General features: G+C 57.4%; 14 protein-coding genes. 11 read left to right on the forward strand and 3 right to left on the reverse strand.

The features are described from left to right. Nucleotides 1-289 precede the first annotated feature (289 nt). The 5 genes from PF049_07205 (at nucleotide 290) to PF049_07225 (ending at nucleotide 7,448) form a co-directional block, all read left to right on the forward strand. On the forward strand, nucleotides 290-511 hold the full coding sequence (locus PF049_07205) for a hypothetical protein (GenBank protein WBY15406.1): 222 nt from the start codon (nucleotides 290-292) through the stop codon (nucleotides 509-511). A 704-nt stretch (nucleotides 512-1,215) separates the two neighbouring features. Further along, the gene (locus PF049_07210; GenBank protein WBY15407.1) at nucleotides 1,216-2,208 is read left to right on the forward strand and encodes a site-specific integrase; all 993 of its coding nucleotides are present in this window, start codon (nucleotides 1,216-1,218) and stop codon (nucleotides 2,206-2,208) included. Next, nucleotides 2,205-3,368: a site-specific integrase gene (locus tag PF049_07215; protein ID WBY15408.1), complete on the forward strand. Its 1,164-nt coding sequence runs from the start codon at nucleotides 2,205-2,207 to the stop codon at nucleotides 3,366-3,368. The genes PF049_07210 and PF049_07215 overlap by 4 nt, the downstream gene beginning before the upstream one ends. A 343-nt stretch (nucleotides 3,369-3,711) precedes the next feature. Further along, on the forward strand, nucleotides 3,712-4,824 hold the full coding sequence (locus tag PF049_07220; GenBank protein ID WBY15409.1) for a DNA repair exonuclease: 1,113 nt from the start codon (nucleotides 3,712-3,714) through the stop codon (nucleotides 4,822-4,824). Next, the gene (locus tag PF049_07225; protein ID WBY15410.1) at nucleotides 4,821-7,448 is read left to right on the forward strand and encodes a hypothetical protein; all 2,628 of its coding nucleotides are present in this window, start codon (nucleotides 4,821-4,823) and stop codon (nucleotides 7,446-7,448) included. The genes PF049_07220 and PF049_07225 overlap by 4 nt, the downstream gene beginning before the upstream one ends. Nucleotides 7,449-7,540: 92 nt before the next feature. On the opposite strand, the gene PF049_07230 is transcribed toward PF049_07225, so the two are convergent. Continuing rightward, nucleotides 7,541-9,508, reverse strand: a complete 1,968-nt coding sequence (locus PF049_07230; protein WBY15411.1) for an ATP-dependent endonuclease — start codon at nucleotides 9,506-9,508, stop codon at nucleotides 7,541-7,543. A gap of 31 nt (nucleotides 9,509-9,539) precedes the next feature. On the opposite strand from PF049_07230, the gene PF049_07235 reads away from it, so the two are divergent. Next, the gene (locus tag PF049_07235) at nucleotides 9,540-9,821 is read left to right on the forward strand and encodes a WYL domain-containing protein (GenBank protein ID WBY15412.1); all 282 of its coding nucleotides are present in this window, start codon (nucleotides 9,540-9,542) and stop codon (nucleotides 9,819-9,821) included. Between the two features lie 296 nt (nucleotides 9,822-10,117). Here the strand turns inward: PF049_07235 and PF049_07240 are convergent, their stop codons facing one another. Both PF049_07240 and PF049_07245 read right to left on the reverse strand, forming a co-directional pair. Next, entirely contained in the window at nucleotides 10,118-10,978 is an 861-nt protein-coding gene (locus PF049_07240; GenBank protein ID WBY15413.1) for a hypothetical protein, read from the reverse strand. Further along, on the reverse strand, nucleotides 10,975-12,132 hold the full coding sequence (locus PF049_07245) for a DNA cytosine methyltransferase (GenBank protein WBY15414.1): 1,158 nt from the start codon (nucleotides 12,130-12,132) through the stop codon (nucleotides 10,975-10,977). The genes PF049_07240 and PF049_07245 overlap by 4 nt, the downstream gene beginning before the upstream one ends. Before the next feature lie 123 nt (nucleotides 12,133-12,255). Between PF049_07245 and PF049_07250 the strand changes: the two genes are divergently transcribed. The 5 genes from PF049_07250 to PF049_07270 all read left to right on the forward strand — a co-directional run bounded on the left by PF049_07250 (nucleotide 12,256) and on the right by PF049_07270 (nucleotide 17,997). After that, nucleotides 12,256-13,170 carry a hypothetical protein gene (locus PF049_07250; protein ID WBY15415.1) on the forward strand — a complete coding sequence of 305 codons (915 nt, stop codon included), beginning with the start codon at nucleotides 12,256-12,258 and terminating at the stop codon, nucleotides 13,168-13,170. Nucleotides 13,171-13,675: 505 nt separating this feature from the next. Next, nucleotides 13,676-14,074: a single-stranded DNA-binding protein gene (locus PF049_07255; GenBank protein ID WBY15416.1), complete on the forward strand. Its 399-nt coding sequence runs from the start codon at nucleotides 13,676-13,678 to the stop codon at nucleotides 14,072-14,074. Nucleotides 14,075-14,385: 311 nt separating this feature from the next. Next, on the forward strand, nucleotides 14,386-14,607 hold the full coding sequence (locus PF049_07260; protein WBY15417.1) for a hypothetical protein: 222 nt from the start codon (nucleotides 14,386-14,388) through the stop codon (nucleotides 14,605-14,607). Between the two features lie 731 nt (nucleotides 14,608-15,338). Next, a complete protein-coding gene (locus PF049_07265; protein WBY15418.1) occupies nucleotides 15,339-15,668 on the forward strand; it encodes a hypothetical protein in 330 nt (109 codons plus the stop codon). Continuing rightward, nucleotides 15,658-17,997: a type IV secretion system DNA-binding domain-containing protein gene (locus PF049_07270; GenBank protein ID WBY15419.1), complete on the forward strand. Its 2,340-nt coding sequence runs from the start codon at nucleotides 15,658-15,660 to the stop codon at nucleotides 17,995-17,997. Before PF049_07265 ends, PF049_07270 begins: the two co-directional genes overlap by 11 nt.

A 17,997-nucleotide genomic window follows, 5' to 3' on the forward strand; every position in this document is an offset into this window, starting at 1 on the left:
CGGGCACAGCCTGTAGGAAAGTCCAATCGCGCTGGTCGTCCCTTGCACTACGTAACGGAGCGGGGGAGGGGGCTGGCTCACCGAATTCCAAGGGTGATGGGCATGGGGCCGGCGCGTCAAGGACGGCGGGGCCCCACCATTTTGCCTCCCCTGCGCTTTGCTCCGGTCCGACAAAATCGTTGCCCCCACCGCCGCTTCGCGGTCGCCCTCGGGGCGATCCCTGACCCGCCGGCCCCATGCCCCTCCGCCTGTTTCCTGTCGTCTCAGCGACAGGTTTCAGGAGGATATCATGACTACACTCAGCACCTTGGACATGAACGCGCACAGCTATTTCGAAGCGCTTGCAGTTGCCGAAAGGCGCGCCCAGCACAGTTTCTTCGACCAGCACGTGGTGGAAGATGAAGACCTGGGCTACTTCGCCCTGGACGAGGGTGACTACAACGCACTGCCTGCGCATCTCGCCAGCCGCGTGGTGCACACGGTCCATGGAGCCATGCTGGACGAATACTGACGACCATACGAGGGCAGGAGCCGGTGACGGTTCCTGCCTTTTTTCGTGTTCGCTGGCACTGGAGCGGGACGAAAAGCGGAATGGGGCTGGGGTCGCGCTCGGTCCCGCCCCGCCTTCGGCGGTGCTCCTGCGGGCGCGGCCTTCTTGTTCTGGGCCCCGCACGCACTCCCGAACGACAGCGGGTCGGACCGGCGCGGTGCTGCGGGAACCGACAGGCCCCGGTCCCGGGCACCGCACGCGCTCCTTTGCCGCAGCCTTTGCGGGGGTGCGGTCCTTGTGCGTGGTATTCGTTCAGTTGCAGATCAAGCAGGATTACGACCGCGAACTGGATGCTCGCGCCGCCGAGGGCTCCGTTGGAAAATGCCTTCGAGAACGGAACGACCAGGGTCACCGGATTTCGCCGCGCAATGGGGAACAGAATTGGCACACCGTACGCAGCCTAAGCTGCATTTATGGACGAAACACGCTATAAAACAGGTATTTATCCTCTTTCGGCGCGAGAGCAATCAGGTGGTAGCCAAGGCTCAGTCATAGCCCTTCGCAGACCATCGTTCAGGCTAAAACTGACTGGTCATATCGCTCGTCGTAAGTCGCTTCCCATCGGAATTACGTGGGACACCGAACTTCCCGGCTTCGGACTTCGCAAACGGAAGTCGGGACATCTTACATGGATAGTCAAGCATAGCCCGCGAGGCGTGCAGCGCATGGTGACGCTTGGTTGCGCGGGTATGGCGGCAGGTGCGCTCAGCGCGCCCGCCGCGCGCGCTGCCGCGCGCAGTTTGCTCATCAAGGCAACGCTTGCCGACCTCCCGACCGCGCCCGAGAAAAAGCGAGTGCCACTGTTCGCTGATTATGCCGAAGAGTTCTGGCAGGATTATTCGCCGCATTGGAAGCCAGCGACACAGCGATCGTCGCGTTCGCGCATCGATCAACTGCTTGTGCCAAGGTTCGGTGACCTGCCGGTCGATATGATCGAACGCGGAGACATCAACCGCTGGCGAGACAGCATGGCTGAACGGGGAGGGACCTTCAACCGCGCCATCCCCATTATGTCGGTGATGATGCAATATGCCGAGAAGCTGGGTTACCGGGCTAAGAACACCAACCCGTGTCGCGGTGTCTCGCGTTTCAAGCGCGACCTTCCCGAGCGCTACCTTTCCGCCGATGAATACCGCAGACTGGGGCGCGTTTTGGCCGAACACGATGGGGTCAATCCATTTGTCATTCCGGCGCTGCTCATGCTCATCTACACGGGCGCTCGGGTCTCCGAAATCGCGACCTTGCGCTGGCGTTATGTCCAGCCACCACGTCTGAAATTGCCAGACAGCAAGACCGGCCCAAAGACGATCTATCTCAATCCGCAAGCTATCGCAGTGCTTGAGGGACTGGAACGTCGCGGCGACGAGTTGCTGGTCTTTCCTGCCATGCGTCGCGAGGCTCCGATCAATCTAGGTCAGTACTGGGATCGCATCAGGCGCAAGGCTGCGCTACCCGACGTGCGGCTTCATGATCTGCGTCACAGCTTCGCCTCGGTTGCCATTGCACAGCACATTCCACTGGCGACAATCGGCAAGCTTCTCGGCCACGCGCTTCCTGAGACAACAGCGCGGTACGCGCACCTGGCCGATGAGGTGATCGCGGAAAGCGCCGATCGCATCTGCTCCAATCTCGCCAGTGCAATGGGGATCACTGCATGACCCAGTACGACCTCCGGCAGATCATTGCAGAGGAGCTTGCGCGCGTCATACCAGGCGAGGCTGGCAAGCGTCGCTCGAGATTTGACTATGTGCTCCCCGGCTTTGGTGAGCGCATCCATCCATCGGGCCGCAAGAGCTATGTCCTGCAGCGCACGATGGACGGCAAACAACGGCTCATCACCATTGGCGATGCAGCCATCCTGCCAGAGCGAATTGCCAAGGATGTCGCCCGGCGCCTTATCCTGCGCATCGAGCTTGGCGAGAACCCTGCCGAGAAGAAGCAGCGCGCGCGCAAGACGCCGACCTATACGGCATTTCTCCAATCATACTGGGATGTCGCCGCACCAACCTGGAAGCCATCCACCCGCGAAATCCAGAACATCTACCGGCGGACCCACCTGGATCATGCTTTTCTGGGCAAGTTCATTGACGAAATTAACCACGCTGATGCGGTGCGCTGGCATGCATCGTTGACGCGCTCGGCGGGCCCAGGCGCTGCTAACCGCGCCATGGAAATCCTCAAAGCCATGTTCGGCAAGGCCGAGGCTTGGGGCTACCTGCCGGAGCATTCAAATCCATTTCGTGGTGTGAAGCGCAACAGGGGACGCAAAATCGAGCGATTCCTGAGCACCGGCGAGATGGCTCGGCTCGGGTGTGTGCTGGCCGCCCATCGAGATGAGAACCCGGTTGAGGTCGCGGTGATCTCGCTCCTCGCGCTCACAGGTTGTCGGCGAGGCGAGATCCTCCACCTCACTTGGGGCGAGGTCCAAGGGCGAAAGCTGAAACTCACAGATTCGAAGACTGGCCCGCGCGTTGTCTGGCTTGGTAAGGAGGCGAGGGCGGTGCTCGACGAATTCCCGCGCGGAAAGAAAGACCAACGCGTTTTCACGTTCGACGTTCTGCCAAGATCGGCTTTGGATTGGTTTTGGCGGAGATTGCGGTGCGAAGCCGGACTGGACGATGTCCGGTTGCACGACCTAAGGCACAACTACGCCAGCCTAGCTGCGCGCTCTTCCGAAACACTGCCGATGATCGGCAATCTCTTGGGGCACCGGCACGTCACGACTACTGCTCGCTATGCTCACTTGGACGACGGCGTTTTGCTCGAGGCTGCAGCTTTGATTGGCGAGAGCATTTCGCCTCACCCGCGAAGTAGCTGACAAGACAAGTCGGGCCTTCCGGAAGGACAGATTCGGCTAGCTCTTCCTCGATCGCGCCGTCGGGTCTTATGGCTGCTAGGTGCCCTTTGTCGGACGTTAAGCAACTCAGCGTTTATTCGCAAAAGCTGCTATTGCGCGTGCCGCATCATTCGACCGATTTTGCGTCAGTCGCCGTGCGCGTTGTCAAAAAGCCTTTCGAGAAAGAGATACTGCGACAAAAAGATTGAAATTTTCACTTGTCGCGCAGTTGCCTGAGCAGAATAACGAAGACTAGGTCCGTAAGGGATTGATTGGAGGGTGAGGTCCACCGACCTCAAGTGACGACGGGGGATAAGGGGACAGGGTGTTTCGTTTTATACACACCGCCGACTGGCAATTAGGAAAGCCCTTTGCCTGGGCTGAAGCCGAAGTGCGCAGCGCCCTCACGGAAGCGCGCTTTGATGCGATTGACACGATCGGGCAGATGGCAAGAGAGCATTCAGTTCCGCATATCCTGGTAGCCGGTGACGTCTTTGACACCGAAGGTCCAGACACGCGAACAATCGTCCAAGCTCTCTCCCGAATGGAACGGCATCAATGCAGTTGGTGGCTGCTACCCGGAAATCACGATTTCGTCAGAGCCGGAGGTTTGTGGGACCGGATCGAAGGGCGTCTACCAGACAACGTGAACTTGATACCGGAGGCTCGACCAAGCGAACTCGATGACGGCGTTTGGTTGCTACCAGCACCGCTCGTTCATCGCCATCAGAATGACGACCCGACAGAGTCTTTCGACACAATGGAAACCCCCGGGGCAATTCTACGCATAGGACTGGCACACGGGTCGATCGTAGATTTCAGTGCTCAAGGCGAGACAAAGAACCAGATCGCTCCTGATCGCGCGGCGCGCTCCGCGCTCGACTATCTTGCTCTTGGTGACTGGCACGGCCTCCTGCAGGTGAATTCGCGCACTTGGTATTCCGGAACGCCAGAGGTTGACCGGTTTCAGCGCGATGAACCTGGCAAAGCGCTGCTTGTGGAACTCGAACAGAATAGAGAACCGATCGTCACCGAACTCCGAACGGGAAAGTACCAATGGCTGAGGCGCGACTGGCGTGTGGACGATGCCGCAGGGTTCGAAGCTTACAGTACACAACTTCTCGACGAGTGCGATCCTACTTCAACGCTAGTTCGGTTGACGCTAAGCGGCATTACGACACTGACCGACCGCGTCGCCATACTGAGTTCGATAGAGCACGATCTTGCGCATAGGTTCCGCTACTACTCGTTCTCGGCAACTGACCTTGTAGCGAAACCCAGCGACGACGATCTTGCTGCGTTTGCCGCCGAAGGGATCTTGGGTACAGCAGCTTCGACGCTCAATGCTCGTATCCAGGAGGATGGGCCAGAAAGCCTGATCGCGCGAAAAGCACTCGAACGGCTATTTGTTGAACACGCCAAGGTTGTCGGCTCATGAGCTTGCAGCTCGAACGCATTGTCGCGACCAATTTCCGGAAGTTCCGCGATCCCATGGTGATTGAAGGCCTCGGTAGCGGCCTCAACATTGTCATCGAGCCAAACGAAACCGGCAAATCCACGCTTCTCGAAGCCCTTCGCGCCGGCCTCTTCGTCCGGCACGGTACGAAAAACCAGCTTGCGCAATCCTTCATGCCCTTCGGCGAAAACGTAGCGCCCGAGGTTGAAATTGAGTTTCAGATCGACGGAGAGCGTTGGCACGTCGCCAAGAAATTCCTCAAATCGCCAGCACTCGAAGTACGCGGGCCGAAAGGACGCTTTTCAGGCGATGCGGCGGAAGAACAATTACAGGCGTTGCTTGGGTTCGAGCGCAGCACGAGCCGTGATGCCGATCTGGACTCCTACGGTGCCTTAGGCTTGCTCTGGGTCGGACAAGGTGATGCGCTTTCCGTAAAGGCACCGGGTGAAATCGTGCGGAACAGCGTACGTTCGACCTTGGAAGCGGAAGTTGGCTCGATCATGGGTGGGGCGACGCACGATGCCGTACGTGCCTCCGTCGACAAGCAATTCGCCGATTACTGGACTCCGGGCGGCTCGATTGGGGGTCGACAAAAATCGGCACGTGATGCTGCACAAACGTCGCGAGATGCAGCGGATCAGGCCGCCTCCGATCTCGCCGCGTTGGAACGTTCTTTCTCGGAGCTTGCCGAAAAACAAGCGCGTATCAAGGTTCTGAAACGTGAATTGGCGGACGAACACGATGTACGAGCGCGTGCAGATCTCGTGAAGTCTCTCGAAACAGCCCGGGCAGCCGCCTTGATGCTCGGCCAGCGCAAAGCCGAACGCTCGGCGGCACAGGCAGATGCCGACGCGCTTGGCGAGTTCGCGGAACGCCATAAAATTGCTGTATCAGCGAAGTCAGAAGCCACTGATGCATTAGCCGATGCAAATGCAAAACGGGCGCAAGTCGAGACAGAAGTCGCGGACGCGAAGAAGAAAGAAGAGAGCGCGAAGCAAGCGCTGTCAGCGGCCCGCGATGCCCGCGCAGCCGCGCGATCCGCGTTAGTAGACGCCCGGCTGCTCGCCACCGCCGCTTCTCAACATTCGGCAATCGCTGACGCGAAAAGTCGACATGAAAAGCTCGTCGAGCTGGAGGCAAAGTCTGCTGAAGCAAAAAAGATCGAAGCGTCTGGCGTCGATCCCCAAACGATGAAGTCGCTGGAATCCCTCCAACGGGACATCGCGACCGCGTCTGCTGAGCTATCTGCTGGCTCAACCACCATCGAACTGGTCGGCGAAGCATCCCACATTACTGTCGATGGGCATGAATTTGGCCACGGTACGCGAACGATCATTGAGGAAACCAGGATTGGTCTAGGCGGTGGCGCCGAACTGATCGTCAAACCGCCGCGCGGGACAGCGAGTGCGCAAGCGCAGCTGGACAATCTAAACGCACGGCTCAAGACGGAGCTGTCTCAGCTTGGTGTCGCGAGTTTTTCGGAAGCGCGCAATCGTGTTGACGCCGCTCGTGATGCGAAAGCAAGTATCGCCGCGCTCGATGCGCGTATCGAAGCAATCACCCCCGCCGTGCCGGCAGTAAAACTTGGTGCCGGGGCTGATGCGTTGAGGAGATTTGTCGCGGCAATCGCCGACAGCGACACGGTGGCACCTGCTACAATTCCCGACCTAGCTGAATTGGAGAAGTGTTTCGAAGATGCTGAGGATGGTCTCGCGACCGCCGATGGCACTCACCAGGCTGCACTTGAAGCCTTGCGAAAGGCTGAAGAGAAGGACCGCCCACTCGCCACAGCAGAAACTTCAGCACGCTCCACTCTCGCTAGCGCCGAGCAACAGATTGCGACAATCGAAGCAGACCCGCGCTTCGCAAACTTGGAAGCGGAACTGCTCGCCGCGCGCAAGAAAGCAGCCAATGCGGATGTCGCATGGCAAAAGGCTCAGGAGAACGCTGGTTCTCTCGATCCCGACACCATAGAACGACAAATAGAGAAGATCGACAAGCGCGCGGAGTCAGCCCGAACGCAAGCCACCGAACTTCAGCTGGAGATCGCGAGACTTGAAGCCACAATTGAAACCGAGGGCGGAAAGGGCCTCGCCGAAGCAGCAGCAAAGGCCGAGGAAGAGGCGGAGGCTGCGCAAAGATTATTCGATCGCGTGAGCGAAGAAGCTACAACAGTGAAACTGTTGCGCGACACGCTCGAAGATGCGCGTTTGGAGACCTCCCGTACTTATGTTGGACCCATCGCTCGCAGGGCAAAACGCCACATTGAGCGGCTTCTGCCCGGATGTGACCTGTCGTTCACAGAAGATCTCCAGCTGCATTCGATCACTCGGGCAGGAACTGAGGAAGGATGTTCCAACCTATCCCGCGGAACGCAGGAGCAACTCGCAGTCCTAACGCGGTTGGCCTTCGCCGACATGCTCCTCGAAAAGGGACGACCGGTATCCTTGATCCTCGATGACCCGCTAGCCTATTCCGACGATGCTAGACTGGATCTGATAAGTGATATTCTGACTGAAGCTGCTGAGCGGATGCAGGTAATTCTTCTCACGTGTCGGGAGCGAGCTTTTCGACACCTTGGCGGCACGCACATCGCAATAGGTTGAAGGAGGCGTTGACCACAAACACGACCGTGACACTCAGCACTTTGACTTGGCAGATTTGTTTCTGAAGCGGAATCTCACTTTAGCCGCTGAGACTAGAGATTTTGACCTGTGAGGTGCGTCCAGGCCCGTTGAACAATGGAATTGAGAATAGCCGACTCTTTTCCGTTTTCTCTAGCAAGCGAAAGAGTTTGGAACATCACTTCGGGGATCTTTTGAGTTTCTCCGTTAGCTGGCAGTTCAAGTGGCGCACAAGCTGCTTGGAGATACTGCTGAAGCTCTGCCTCGCCGATTTCGCTCTTCAAAGTGCGCTCCAGAGAGTCTTGGAAGTGTGCGTAACTCGCTTCGACAGTGGTCTCTGTGGGAGCTTCCTCGATGTCTCCTGTCGGATCGCAAAGCCGCGCAAGCGCTAGGTTCGTAGCTGGGTGAGCGTTGTTTGCGTTCTTGTGCCCATCGCAATCCCAGATCGTGTAGACCGGCACACCGAGCTCGGTAAAAATCACATAAGGTCGGTCCAGATTTTCCTTACCTTCGGCTGACAAGATAGCGATGCCCGCCGAAGCGAAATTTACATCAAGCATTCGGGCAGCCGCTTCCAGAGCTGCCTTGTCGCTCCTACCTTCGACGAGGATCACGCCTTGGGCGAAATAGCCTTCACTCAACTCAGCACCGAGAATATGCAGACGGGGCATGAGGGTTGCTCCGGTAAAGGTGCCCGGATCCTTCTGCCAAGCCGCCTCCAAACGTGTCGCTGCAGCATCTAGGGAAAGCGATTGCAGATCGCAGATTTTGAACTCACACTCTTCGATCGCAATCTTTCGAGCTAAGCGTATCTCGTCGGCATGACCGAGTGAGACGAAGAACGGTGAGTGTGTTGCAAAAAGAATTTGGGTCCGCGCGTCAGCACCCGGCAACGTGCCGTTGCTCAACCCTCGCAAAACGTCCGCTAAATGACGTTGCTTTGTGGGATGCTGATAGAGTTCAGGTTCTTCAATCGCCAAGATGAGTTGCGGAACTGGCGTCTGTTCGCCTTCGGGCTCCTCCTCTTCCACCTCGTTGCCGGCCAGAACCGTCGAGCGAGCCAAATGCTGCAGGATCGTGAAAATGAAAGCGCGTTGCAGACCATGGCCCTGACGATCGACTGGGGCCCCGAAGCCATCATCAGATAGCTCCACATCTGCCATCGGGAGAGGAACCGGAAATTCCTCGACCGCTCGCCAATCCATACCTACCGCTGCGTCCTCGTAAAGATTGCGCAAATCTCGGGTGAGGTTGTCTGCGAGAACACCAAGTTCTGGCATATTCTCCGGCGATACCAATTCCTGATAGCGCTCTGTCATCTCCTGCTTGAAAGCCTGGATCTCCTGACGTTGCTGGATTGCGCTTCTGACGAGTAACTCAAGAAGCTGTCCTACCGCCGAGCTCTTCCCGTCGGTCGCGTCAACGGAAGCATCCCGAACTGCGGACACAAAGACGAATGTCGTATGGCGCTGCAATGCTCCTCTACTCGCATTCTGGAATCCGAAGAATTGACCATCATCTAAGTGAAGCTCCAAGGCTTCGGGATTCGCCTCCTCCCACGCTGACATGGCGTCATCGGCTTGCGTTGCGCTGGTTACGGCAGGCAGGCCTGCATATGCTGGGTTGTTGTTTCGCAGATCCCTATAAGCGTCACGGCGAGGACCTGCTTGTATGAGTCCTCGGATCGGAACGAAGTCGGGATTTTGAAGAACCGAACCATGGTATCGCCCTGTCGACGTAGTTTGATCGAAGATGCGTGTGACGACCAGCTCGCCATTGCGCACTCTGCTCGCAAAGCTTTCAGCCTCAAGAGGCGTAAGCTGATTGTAAGTCAGCTCGATACTTACCTCTAGATCTTCATCGCGACCGTAGAAATCGTCGGAAGGCAGCTTCTTCGATGTCGAATAGAAGGCCTGTAATGCTTTTAGCACACTGGATTTACCAGCCCCGTTCCCACCAATCAGTGCAGTATGGGCACCGACCTCAATCGTCACGTTTTTCAATGATCGGAAGTTCTGGACCCGGATCTGTTTTAGCTGCAAAGCTGTTCTCCAACTGGAAGTAGGGAGACTTATGAATCAGACGATTATCAATGCGATACAAGAACGACTACTCCTGACCTTCAATTATAAGGGCAAAACGCGAGTGGTTGAGCCCCACACTTACGGCGTTCAGCACAATGGGAATGAGAGCTTGAGCGCGTGGCAGCTTTCTGGTGGGAGCGGGGAGGATTTTCGCCTTTACATCCTTTCCGAGATGACTGCGATCGTGCCGCAAGACGAACCGTTCGAAGACGAACGACCCGCCTACCAAAAAGGTGACCGACGATATTCTAGGATCTTCGCCGAGTTGTAGCTGAAGAACCCGCCGAGGAATACCGAAGGTCGAATGACAGCGCTTTGCTGGCTAATCTCTTGAAGCAGACGGTCGGCAGGCGGCCCAATTGCGGGCGGGCATGTTGCGATCGACGAAAGACCGAATGTGGGCCGAAACTGGTCGGTCCGGTTTCGGCAGAGTTCATCGAAATGCGGTCATTCTGCTAATCAGTCGAAGTGGTTCAGTTGTCTGTCGCGATAGGTCACTCCGAACCGGACATATGAGCCAATCAGTGTGGAACCAGCGGCGGGCAAATTTTCGAGCCAATGGCTCGATCAAGCTCGGCGGATGGCCGTCGCCTTTGATTCCTTACGCACAGAGCCATCTCGTTCGATCGTTGTGGTACGAACTACATCTACTCCATCCATCCCAGCTTCGAAGGTCACGGAGTTCAACTCGGTATCGAACCCGCCGAAGCAGCTTTGCATTGCCTTAAGAAAGCCAACCTCCGCTAAAGGCCGTGGCGGTGGTTTCGGGTTGTTGCGAGGACTCGGGATAGTGGCTGGAAAAAGATAAATACAAGGTGGCGGTAGACGATAGGGGCCGACCTCGTTTACTCGTTCTGGCGCGTCGTCAATCTTTGGGCAGGTTCTAGCGGCCGTTCCGCAAAGCCAATCCCAAACGATTAATCCGTCAACCTGCTTCTTCTCCGAGATCACATCGGCCGAGAAGCGCACATGAATACCAGACCAAACATTGTGGCGTGGATCAGCTCCTTTGTTTTGGCATACGCTCCATACAATGAACTCATTAGCATGTGGCGGGCGAGCTGAGATATTCGTGTTATTACCGTCTAGGCAGCCCTTGAGCTCGATAGCTGCGATCTTGTCGTCGTTGAGTGTGACGGAATAGTCGTGGCGATTGGCATTGCCAGCCTCAATCCAATTCTTGATGTAGCCTGCATCCTCCATGTGATTGAGGATGTGAGCAACGAACGCTTTCTTCTCTGCCATTGAGGCGGAAATTTGACCTCTGACGCGCTGAATAGAGCCTTCGAAGATGCCACTTTCGTAAAAGTCCTTCTCGCTTAAGCCGAATGTATTCAGCTCATGCGACCTCGTTTTGAGGGTTTCTGAAAACTCTTCGATTTGACGCTTCAGATCGGGATCTTTTCGGCACGGAATTGGGTCATTCATGCGGCGCTGACGTCCTCTTTGGCCATTGCATGAGCGATTATCGGCTCAAATAGATGTTTCGCCAAGTATCTAACCACAGGAACTGCCACTCCATCCCCTGTCAGATGATATGCTTCATTGTATCCGTCGGGCAGCTTGTAGCTGTCCGGGAGACCCATAAGTCGGGCTGTCTCCCTCGAAGAGATCAGGCGAGACCTTATTTTCTCGCCCTCCACGACTAAGATCAATTGACGCGACGAACCACCCGCAGGCGTTCGCAAGCAACCGGCGATATTGTCGAACCGAACCTCCGCGCGTTGAACCTTAATTCCGTGGTGGAAGCGGGTGCGCTTGTAGACGCCGCCAACCATGCGCACACCAGCCAGCTTTGCCGTCTCAACCTTGGCCAAGTTCACATCGCTCATCATTGATAAAAGATCGCGCGTTTCGCGGGCCGTGTGCCATTTGACGCTCTTGGGATTCTCCTCGATCAAATCCCGGAAATCTTGCTTTCGCTCCGGCGGATTCGGCATGCTCCACCAAAGCCAGCTTTCCTTAAGAACCTGAGGCAATAAATCATACGCGCGCTTGATAGCGGGAGTATGCCATGGGCTTTGAGGCTCGCTCTCCGTGTTGGTCGCAGCCAAATCGTGGCGTACGCCGATGACGAACAGACGCGGACGGGATTGGGGCACGAAAAGCGACGCATCGACCACAACGGCACCGAACCGATATCCCAGACCGTGTAACGCATCGCAGATGGCTACGAAGTCTTTGCCTTTGTGAGACGTCAGCGTACCGACGACATTTTCGAGCGCTATGATTTTTGGTGCGCGTCCATCGCGGGCAAGCTCATCGATGATTGCGATGAACGGCCAAAATGTTCCGGACCGGTCGCCTTTAAGACCTGCTCCTCCGCCCGCTAGTGACAGATCTTGGCATGGAAACGAGCCCCACACCATGTCTGGCTCTTCCGGCAACGTCAGCGGATCGACGTTCCGAATATCATCGACGACAATATCGCCCCCGCCCCAGTTCCGGGCATATGTCGCTCCCTTCTTCTTATCGAAGTCATTTGCGAACAAGCACGTCCAATTGGCACCAAGCCCAGCGCGCGCCATGCCGCCGCCCGCGAAGAACTCATAGAAGCTGAAATCAGATGATTGCTTTGCCATGTCACTGGGGACGCTACATAGAGAACAAGGGCAGAACAAGGGGGGATCGCAATCAGCGCTATCCTATGCCCATCAAATTGGACAACCTAAGGGCATTTTATGAGACCAAGTTTCAGAAACCGAGTGCAATTCCTTAAGCAGAACATTTTTGAAGCGGATGATCCTGCGCTCGCCAAACCGCCTCAGATCCAAAACATAATCTATCGGACAGACGATGAGGAAAAAAAGTGGATTGAGAAGTCCACTGAGATGATAGGCGATTTCAGATCGGTCTTTCGAAGCGTCTATATGCGCTGGGCGATTACCATAAATTCGCTCTTCGTCGCGCGCGACCGCTATCAATCACATCCAAACCTCGGTCTTCGCGTTGATACGGTGAGAGCGAGCGCCGATGGTCCTGAACGCGTCGAACTGGCACTTTGGCATGGCCAGGAAGCGTCAAGGAATTACGATGTCTGCATACCTCTCATGGGCGGCTATGGCATTCAGGATATGTATGGTGCGCTGGAAGAGGTCGTATTCGAATTGTACGAAATCTATCTCGACGCCCATCCTCAGGAGTTGATGAAGGGGGATGATTTCAAGCCCCTTCGCAAACTCTATCGCGACCGAGAAACGAGCCCCGAAGCAGCGACAAAGCATAAAGAGGCATGGAGCGAGCGCTTAGACAGCTGGCGCAGGAAACGCGCTTACGACGGTCTTCACAAAGTGTTCGCTGCATATTTCAAGAAAGCCGGTTTGAAGCGGCCCAGTTGGTACACCCAGAGTGACATCGGATCGTGGGCGAAAGCTATAGAAACCGTCGGTCTTATTCGCCATCACGTTACCCATGGAGAAGACCTTGTCTCTGAGGAATTAGGTCGGCTTTGTGCAGAACAGCCTCAGCTTGGGCTTGATCTGAAGGCCGGTGAGCAGCTCGTAATCTATACCGAGCACCTAATGCTTGTAGAGGCGTTCTTCGACCAACTCCTTACAGCGATAAATATCAGCCTACTGGAGAAAGGTCATGGCAAACCATTGCCGAAGCCGGAGCCTTAGAGTGAAGGGCGAGATGTCGCGCCATCCGCGTTTGCGCTTTTGGGGGCGCGTAGCTGACCTTCCGCAATGCTCGAAAACGACCCGGGGCAAGCGGTTCGCGCTGTGGTCGTTCCTGCACATGTTCGGGTCCGCCCCCGACCTCGACGTGGCGTTCGAGAACGAGGAAGACCGGGAAGCAGCCCGCAACTTCATGGATCTCCTGGCAGCATCGGAAAGCGACGGCGAAAGCTGATTGCAGCGGGATCATGCGACCCTTCAGACCCGTACCCGATACCCATCCGGCTTTCTTCGCGAACAGTCCTGAACCAGGTCAGCTGAGGAGCCGCAACCCGTTCCTTTGACGGCCGTGTTGTCGCGCTTCGCGCGCCTGCCCGCACCACCCGTCATGAACAGGTTCCCCTTCGGCCCTTCAGGCCTGCGGTGCAGCCCTCCCATGCCCTGCTTCTTCTGGATGTTCGCAAGCCGGAGATGATCTCCGGTTTGAGGAACTGAAGGAACTTTCATCATGACCAACATTGCAATCCTCACCGGCCGCATCGCCCGTGAACCCGACACCCGCGAGACCAAGGGCGGCACCAACGTTACCGGGATCACAGTCGTCACCGATCGTCCCGCACGCGACAAGGACGGCAAGACCTACAAGGACGAGAACGGCTACACCGCCAAGGAAAGCGAGTTCCACCGGGTGACCTGCTTCAACGGCCTCGCCAAGACCGTCGGGCAGTACTGCACCAAAGGCCAGCTGGTTTCGGTCCAGGGCCGCATCCACTATACCCAGTGGGAAGACAAGGACGGGGTCACGCGCTACGGCACCGAGATCCTCGCCGACAAGGTCGACTTCCTCTCTCGCGGTAGTGGTTCGAGCGACGACAACGACAACACCGACGCTCCCGAGATCGACTGATCCTTCCCATCGTCGATTCCGCTCGAAAGGGGTGCTGTCCAGACCGGACGGCACCCCTTCTTGCATTGTACAACCTCTCTGGCGGGGGAGGGGGCCTGGCTCACGGTTCTCCCATTCTGATGGCCGTACAACCGGCGCGTCAAGGACGGCAGGGTCCCACCATTTTGCCTCCCCTTCGCTGCGCTACGGTCCGACAAAATCGTTACCCCTACCGCCGCTGCGCGGTCGCCCTTCGGGACGATCCCTGACCCGCCGGCCGCACACCCATCCGTCCTGCTCCTGCCGTCAACGGCAGACATCAGGAGGATACAATGGCTTCAATTGCTCAGCACAATTCGAACTCGGAACGCTACTTTGCCGCGCTGGCTGTGGCAGAGCTTCGGGCGCTGCACAGCTTCTTCGATCAGCATATCGTTGAGGATAAGCGCTTGGGATATTTTGCCCTGGACGAGGGCGACTACAATGCACTTCCGGCGCACCTTGCAGCGCGCGTGGTGCATACGGTGCATGGGGCAATGTCAGACGAGTTCTGACCGCACGAACAGGGCAGGGGCCGGTAACGGTTCCTGCCCTTTTTTCTTGTTCGCAGTGGCGCATAACAAGAGCAATATGCCCCTCGGTGAGGGGGACGATTAGAAACGCACATGGCATCCGACATTGCCGCGTTTCGCGAATGCTATCTGGTCCCGATCACAAAGCCGAAAACGTGATCGGACGTAGCTTGATAGGTTTAGGGGTTGGCTCCTGACAGCCGGTGCCACGCCACCGATCCGGGGTGCCTTGTGATTAGTTTCGATAGGGTTGTAGAGATCGACCTACCGAATTCAGCCGACCACGATTTCCGCCAATGGAAGGCCAGTTTGTAGCCCAGAGCAATTTTGGGCTAAAATCTCACGCTGTCCCAGCAATGCCCGTTTGCTCTCGCTCCGAAAATAAGAACGTAAAATCAATACATTGAACGGGTCTTGGGAGCTCCTGGCAACGGCCGCGCAATTGGGAACTTGACAGGCACACCGTACGCAGCGGGTGCTGCAATGGAAGGCATTAAAATGCTTCGCGAATTCACGAAATCTCGCCGATGTCATCTTCTGTGCCGGATGCGGTCCAGTTGCTCGCTCGTCCGTGCCGAGTCGGCACAGATCCATCTAGCCTCCTGCAATTGTTTGTGAATTTTCCGTTTTCCTACACCCCGTGCTGCGGCCTAGAGTGGCACTTGCCTTTCGAAGGGTGAGCCAGGTTCTTTGAACACAAGGAACTTGGAAAAATGCAAAGACACCACCGGTTTGTGACCTATGTCACGCCCCTGATCGCCGAATGGATCAGGAAACAAGCAGACGAGCGCAGGGTCAGCGCGAGTATCGTTGTTTGCGATTGCATCTTCGATGCCTGGCAGCGCGCGACCGAAGCTGACCTGAGGACTCCGGCGACCGATCCGGTCCGCCAGAACATCTTCATCACGGTCGCATTGGATGCGCTGCTTACGCATCATCCCGACACTACCTTGCGTGATAAAACCGTCGCTGCCTACCAGCGCCGGCTGGAGCGCCTCGGTATCGTTGCACCCCGACCCATGGGAGGCGACGATGAAGCATAATCTCGTCAACTTCACCCGCGGCAGCCAGCTCCTCGGGCATTTCGGCTTCATGTTTGCCGCGGGCCTCAAGGGACCCCTGATCGTGACACTCCTGGTCGTTCTCGGGCTGGTCTATTGGGACGTAAGCAGCGCGCTAGATGACTATCAGGTCTACCTCCTGTGGATGCATGCCTATGCCTCTGGCTATGCCTTCATGGAGTTCGATCCAGACAAGCTTGTGAACCTCAAGCTGGCCGATGGGAGCCTCGTCGCATTTCCCATTTCCGTGGTGACCGATTACCCGCCGATGCGCGAAGCGGTCGCGCTTTTCCAGAGCGCGGTCATCAGCGCTTTGTGGCTTGCAGGGTTCATTCTTGCGCCGCTCTGCGCGCTTTTCTGGTGGGTTGCCGAACGCTTCGGCGAGAAGTCGAAACAAAAGAAGCATGTGCGCGGAGCCGAGCTCGCTACCTTGCGCGACCTTAGCCGCGAGATCGCTGCGCACAACCGCGATGCCCGTTCCCGCGAATATGGCGATGCTTTGGGCTGGCGCTGGCGTCTGGCCGGGTCGGCTTCGCTGCGGAATGCGGGCTTCTATTCACCCGCGCATCTCGCTGGTGTCAGCTGGCCATGGCGGCTTGAGCAGAGCCACGCGATGCTTGTTGGCACAACCGGGACAGGCAAGACCGTCGTCCTAACCGAGCTTACCAGGGAGATCCGTGAACGGGGCGAACGTGCGGTCATTTTCGATCTTACCGGGGCCTTTGTCGAAACCTTCTACGATCCCAAACGCGACATCATTCTCAACCCGCTCGACGCGCGTTGCCCCGCATGGAGCGTGTTCAACGATTGCTCCACGCGTGCCGAATTTCATGCCGCAGCGGAGTCGCTCGTCCCGCATGATGGGGGCGGTGCCGAACAGTTCTGGGTGCTCGCCGCGCGCACGCTGTTCGTCGAGACCTGTCTCAAGCTCGCCGAAGCAGGGCGGGGCACCAACGCCGCGCTTGCCCATGAACTGATGAACGCCGATCTCTCCGATCTGCACCGCCTGGTCGAAGATACCATGGCCGGTCCCATCAGCACGCCGAGCGCGGCGCGCATGGCGGAATCGGTCCGGGCAGTGTTCAATGTCAATGCCAAGGCGCTCCAGATGCTGCCCGAAGACGGGAAGCCCTTTTCGGTCCGCGCGTGGATCAACGGGGCAGGTGATCCGGGCTCGATCCTGTTCCTGTCTGCCCGCTACATCGACATGAGCGTGCTCTCGCAATTGCTCACGCTGTGGCTCGACACCGCGATCAATACGCTGATGGCGGGCCAGCGCTCGCGGGACATCAGGCTCTGGTTCCTGATCGACGAACTGGGCGCCCTGCATCGTCTCCCTTCACTCGAAAAGGGCCTCCAGACCGCGCGCAATTTCGGGGGCGCGATCGTCACCGGGATTCATGCCTTTGCCAAGCTCAAGGATGTCTACGGTGAGAACATGGCGATGACCCTGTCCTCACTTGCCCGCACCAAGCTTATCCTTGGTACCGCAGATCGCGAGACCGCCACCTGGTGTTCCGATATCATCGGCCACCGCGAGGTTCGCGAGATGGAGGAAGGATACAGCTATGGCTACAACAATGCGCGTGATGCGGTCAGCCTGACGCCCCGCCGCCAGGTCGTCCCGCTGCTGCTTCCCGACGAGCTGATGAAGCTCAAGAACCTTCATGGCTTCATCAAGTTTCCCGAAGGATTTCCGGCGGCACCCGTGGTTCTCGAACCGCGCAACTGGCCTCGGGTAGCCGAAGGCTTCATTCCCCGCGATATGCCGAAGCCACCGCCGCAGACCCGGCACGCTGATGATAAAGATGGAGCAGGGGGCGGTGCCGGAGCAGCCTCTGAAACAGGCGACAATGATGGCGATCCTCGCCGGATGAGGGACGCGCACGATCGCTCCGACAGCGCTGAAAAGAAAGCCGACAAGGAAGACAAAAAGGAACTGCGCCGGACCCGTCGCAGCAACAAGGGCGATCAGGCTCGACCGGACCAGACAAGGAAGCGTCGCGATCCGAATGCGCGAGGGAAAAGGGCGACATCGGACCCTCAGCGGCCGGCTCAATCCGAACTTCCTCTGGCTTCGAAAGCTGAGGAGCACCGCGGCATGGAGCAACGGGCTGTGCCTTCCGCCAGGTCCGATATTCCCGATCCCGCAGCGCATCAGCGAGCACAGGTCGCGCGCGGCAAGGCCGACCAGAGGCTCCAGGAAGAGCAGCAGAAGTCGCTTCTTGGCGGTGCAGCGAAGCAGGGCCGCGATGCCGATCAGGGGCAGGACCATGGTCACGATTACGGGGACTTCGATCCGGATATGTGA

The sequence above is a fragment of the Erythrobacteraceae bacterium WH01K genome (assembly GCA_027941995.1).
In the GTDB taxonomy this organism is placed as follows: Bacteria; Pseudomonadota; Alphaproteobacteria; order Sphingomonadales; family Sphingomonadaceae; genus CAJXSN01.

Coding starts and splice junctions, on each gene's coding strand:
- PF049_07205 (WBY15406.1), top strand. CDS start 290: ATGACTACACTCAGCACCTTGGACATGAACGCGCACAGCTATTTCGAA.
- PF049_07210 (WBY15407.1), top strand. CDS start 1,216: ATGGTGACGCTTGGTTGCGCGGGTATGGCGGCAGGTGCGCTCAGCGCG.
- PF049_07215 (WBY15408.1), top strand. CDS start 2,205: ATGACCCAGTACGACCTCCGGCAGATCATTGCAGAGGAGCTTGCGCGC.
- PF049_07225 (WBY15410.1), top strand. CDS start 4,821: ATGAGCTTGCAGCTCGAACGCATTGTCGCGACCAATTTCCGGAAGTTC.
- PF049_07235 (WBY15412.1), top strand. CDS start 9,540: ATGAATCAGACGATTATCAATGCGATACAAGAACGACTACTCCTGACC.
- PF049_07240 (WBY15413.1), bottom strand. CDS start 10,978: ATGAATGACCCAATTCCGTGCCGAAAAGATCCCGATCTGAAGCGTCAA.
- PF049_07245 (WBY15414.1), bottom strand. CDS start 12,132: ATGGCAAAGCAATCATCTGATTTCAGCTTCTATGAGTTCTTCGCGGGC.
- PF049_07255 (WBY15416.1), top strand. CDS start 13,676: ATGACCAACATTGCAATCCTCACCGGCCGCATCGCCCGTGAACCCGAC.
- PF049_07260 (WBY15417.1), top strand. CDS start 14,386: ATGGCTTCAATTGCTCAGCACAATTCGAACTCGGAACGCTACTTTGCC.
- PF049_07265 (WBY15418.1), top strand. CDS start 15,339: ATGCAAAGACACCACCGGTTTGTGACCTATGTCACGCCCCTGATCGCC.
- PF049_07270 (WBY15419.1), top strand. CDS start 15,658: ATGAAGCATAATCTCGTCAACTTCACCCGCGGCAGCCAGCTCCTCGGG.